Source organism: Dyella sp. (assembly GCF_036568765.1).
Classification (GTDB): Bacteria; Pseudomonadota; Gammaproteobacteria; order Xanthomonadales; family Rhodanobacteraceae; genus GSA-30.
Genome location: NZ_DATCRY010000148.1, coordinates 1 through 2,646 on the forward strand (window position 1 = coordinate 1; position 2,646 = coordinate 2,646).

Genomic DNA, 2,646 nt, shown 5'->3' on the forward strand with positions numbered 1-2,646 from the left:
TGAAAATTGTCGGGCCATTGCACGGCGCGACCGGTAGCGTCCTCGACGACGATATCGAAATCGTGCCGCTTCAGGATCTTGCTGCTGCCGAAGTCCGAAACGGAACAACCGAGATGGCGGACAAAAAAAGATGCAGTCGCACCCACATCATGCGAAGGAAAGCTGATGTGATTGAACTTCATGATGCTGGAAACAGTAAGCATTGCAGACTCCACAGAGTAGAGCCGCTTCGATTTCGGGGCACGGTCGCGGGATGCATCGCATTGCAGACGCCATACAACACCCAGCAACCGCGGCTCGAAGGAACTGCGGCTGAATTGGGCGTTGGTTGACGTGAACGCTTACGGCTACCGGACGGCAGCGGTCCGGATTCTATATCAGTCTGGGGTTTAATCGTACCCATTGGCAAGCCGGCGGGTGTGCGCCGGGGTGCAACTGATGGACGACAATCGCTGCGCGATCTTCGGTCGGCCCGAGCGGCCGGCCGTGTGCAGCGGACTGCGCCCGGAGCCGGCCATGTGCGGTACGGATCGCACGCATGCCATGGGCTTCCTTGCGACGTTGGAAGAAGCCGCGCGCTGAGGTCGGAACCGCCCTGGCTTGCGCGCGCCTGTCGTGCGATTTTGCGACGCAAACAGCGGAGCACTCTACCCGTCCAATACGCCGTGCGTGCTAACTTCGGGAGCGCAGGGGGCTGCAGATGCTATTGGGGAGATATGCGTCATGCTTCATCATGCTTGGGCTCGCCATGTATTGCATATGGCGGCGTTGTCGTGTGCTTTGGGTCTTGCCGTTACCGCCTTTGCCGATGAGGCCGCTGCGCCCACGGTAGGTTCGCCGAACGTTGCCACCGCCGACCCGAGCGTACCCCGCCCGTCGGCCAAGCCTTGTGTGGTGCAGCTATTCAGTAACGAAACCTACAACGATTTCAGCAATCACACTTTCAGCTACGCCCCGCCGTCAGGCTGCCAGGGCAATTGGTCCAAAGTGGTGCTGGAAGCTGATTTCTCGGTGACTGCCGGCCGTCAGTTCGACCGTACCGCCAATATTTGGATCGGTGGCGTAAACATCTATTTCGGCACCACCGCCGAGCCATCGGCAACCGTATCGCCAAGCTGGCATGTCGAGCGCGACCTGACCGACTACACCGCGCTGCTCAAGTCGCCGCAGCAAGGCCAGAGCCTGATCGGCAACATCGTCGACGATACCTACACCGGCGTCATTCACGGCAGCGCGCGCTTGCTGTTCTATCCAGGCAAGCCTGCCGCCGCTCCGGCCGACGCGGTGTATCCGCTCGGTAGCGATCCGGTCGGCAGCACCACGACACTGAACACGCCATCGGACACGCTGGCCAAGACCTTGACGTTGCCGCGCAATGTGGAGAAGGCCTATCTGGACGTATTTGCACAGAGCCAGATCGGCGATGAGTTCTGGTACACCTGCGTGCCGGATCAATACGCCGCGACGGTAGAAGAATGCGGCGGCGGTAATTTCCGCGAAACCGAGATCAGCATCGACGGTCAACCGGCCGGTGTCGCGCCGGTCTATCCATGGGTCTACACCGGCGGCATCGATGTCTATATGTGGCGTCCGGCGCCTGGTGTGCAGACGCTCAATTTCATGCCGTATCGTGTGGACCTGACGCCGTTCGCCAGCGTGCTCAGCGATGGGCAGCCGCACCAAGTGGCTCTGAGCGTGGCTGGCGCGAACAATTACTTCTCTGCGACGGCGACCTTGCTTGTGTACCAGGATACCCATAGCAAGCAGATCACCGGCAAGCTGACACGCAATACGCTGATCGGTCAGCCACCGACACCCAAGATTGGCGACACCTTGCAGGTCGATGACCAAGGCAATGTCACCGGAGCCATCACGACCGATGTCAGTCGCCAGTTCACCATCGAAGGCTACGCCGATACCTCGCATGGCCGCGTGCAATCGACGGTGACGCAGACGGTGGGTTTTGCCGACACCCAGACCTTCACCATCAATGCCACGACCTATCGCCAGGTCACCAACCAGACCACGACGGTGAACAGCGTCAGCCAGAGCAAGATCGGGCGGCTGATTACCGCGGAGTATCGCGAGAGCCTGAGCTATCCCTTCTATCTGGATTACAACCAGACCGCCAACGACGACGGCACCATCAATGTCGCCAGTACGGTGAAGCAGGGCTATCAGAAACATCTGGCGCATCGCCTGCTCGGTATCGATTTGTTTACCGCCGATATCGCCAATGCGATCAGCACCGGCGATACGTTGCTTGTCGGCACTAACGGTCTGGTGACGTCGCACAGCGGGCAGCAGAGCACACAGGATTTCAACTACACCGATTCCCTGCTCGGCTGCTACAAGACTTCGTTGTCGACGCAGGCAGGATTGTTGACCGCATACACTCAAGGCAAGGGCTGCCTGGGCGGACGCAATCGCGTTTCCTGGTTCACGCATCCGGACGGGTCGCCTGACGGCGGCAACGTCAGCCTGATCTGGTAAGCGAGGTGCGCGCTCCCTTCCTGTGATGGAAGGGAGCGCAACCGGCGGTCGATGGGGGTAAGCTCGCGGCGGGGAATCCCCAAGCCGGAGAGCTGCCATGTATCGTCGTCTATTGTTCGTTTTGGCGGTCGCTACGGCCGGCACACTCGGCGG

3 protein-coding genes are annotated in these 2,646 nt (G+C 60.2%); 2 read left to right on the top strand and 1 reads right to left on the bottom strand.

Translation table 11 applies throughout. The features are described 5' to 3' along the window. A partial coding sequence (locus VIM98_RS10515; protein WP_331993056.1) for a hypothetical protein occupies positions 1–203 on the bottom strand: 203 nt, incomplete at its 3' end. Positions 204–438: 235 nt separating this feature from the next. Here VIM98_RS10515 and VIM98_RS10520 point away from each other — a divergent pair. Together VIM98_RS10520 and VIM98_RS10525 are read left to right on the top strand one after the other, a co-directional pair. Then, entirely contained in the window at positions 439–582 is a 144-nt protein-coding gene (locus VIM98_RS10520; RefSeq protein WP_331993057.1) for a proteinase inhibitor, read from the top strand. Positions 583–723: 141 nt separating this feature from the next. After that, entirely contained in the window at positions 724–2,493 is a 1,770-nt protein-coding gene (locus tag VIM98_RS10525) for a peptide-N4-asparagine amidase (RefSeq protein WP_331993058.1), read from the top strand. The last annotated feature ends 153 nt before the right edge of the window (positions 2,494–2,646 follow it).

Bases quoted from the DNA above. Each gene is read 5' to 3' on its own strand.
- VIM98_RS10520 (WP_331993057.1), top strand. From the start codon at position 439: ATGGACGACAATCGCTGCGCGATCTTCGGTCGGCCCGAGCGGCCGGCC.
- VIM98_RS10525 (WP_331993058.1), top strand. From the start codon at position 724: ATGCTTCATCATGCTTGGGCTCGCCATGTATTGCATATGGCGGCGTTG.